The organism is Nonomuraea sp. NPDC049695, assembly GCF_040674955.1.
Lineage (GTDB): Bacteria > Actinomycetota > Actinomycetes > Streptosporangiales > Streptosporangiaceae > Nonomuraea > Nonomuraea helvata.
The window spans coordinates 1-1,140 of the sequence record NZ_JBFANV010000245.1; the positions used below are offsets into that span (position 1 = coordinate 1).

Consider the following 1,140-nt stretch of genomic DNA (forward strand, 5'->3'; position numbering starts at 1 on the left):
TGCTTTGTGGTCAAGTCCTCGGCCTATTAGTACCGGTCAGCTCCACACGTTACCGTGCTTCCACCTCCGGCCTATCAACCCGGTCGTCTACCGGGAGCCTTACCCCCTCACAGGGTGGGAGACCTCATCTCAAGGCAAGCTTCCCGCTTAGATGCTTTCAGCGGTTATCCCTCCCGAACGTAGCCAACCAGCCGTGCACCTGGCGGTACAACTGGCACACCAGAGGTTCGTCCGTCCCGGTCCTCTCGTACTAGGGACAGCCCCTTTCAAGTCTCCTGCGCGCGCAGCGGATAGGGACCGAACTGTCTCGCGACGTTCTAAACCCAGCTCGCGTACCGCTTTAATGGGCGAACAGCCCAACCCTTGGGACCTACTCCAGCCCCAGGATGCGACGAGCCGACATCGAGGTGCCAAACCATCCCGTCGATATGGACTCTTGGGGAAGATCAGCCTGTTATCCCCGGGGTACCTTTTAGCCGTTGAGCGACACCGCTTCCACACGCCGATGCCGGATCACTAGTCCCAGCTTTCGCTCCTGCTCGACCCGTCAGTCTCACAGTCAAGCTCCCTTGTGCACTTACACTCAACACCTGATTGCCAACCAGGCTGAGGGAACCTTTGGGCGCCTCCGTTACTCTTTGGGAGGCAACCGCCCCAGTTAAACTACCCACCAGACACTGTCCCCGATCCGGATCACGGACCAGAGTTAGACATCCAAAACGACCAGAGTGGTATTTCACCAATGACTCCACCCGAACTAGCGTCCGAGCTTCCCAGTCTCCCACCTATCCTACACAAGCCGTTCCAAACACCAATGTCAAGCTGTAGTGAAGGTCCCGGGGTCTTTCCGTCCTGCTGCGCGAAACGAGCATCTTTACTCGTACTGCAATTTCACCGGGTCTGCGGTTGAGACAGCGGGGAAGTCGTTACGCCATTCGTGCAGGTCGGAACTTACCCGACAAGGAATTTCGCTACCTTAGGATGGTTATAGTTACCACCGCCGTTTACCGGCGCTTAAGTTCTCACCTTCGCGTGATTACTCACACTAAGCGGTCCCCTTAACGTTCCGGCACCGGGCAGGCGTCAGTCCGTATACATCGTCTTACGACTTCGCACGGACCTGTGTTTTTAGTAAACAGT

General features: G+C 56.8%; 1 rRNA gene. It reads right to left on the reverse strand.

Features of this window, described 5'->3' with window-relative positions:
* Positions 1-6: 6 nt before the first annotated feature.
* Positions 7-1,140: ribosomal RNA gene (locus AB0J64_RS57320) — 23S ribosomal RNA — on the reverse strand; the annotation flags it as partial.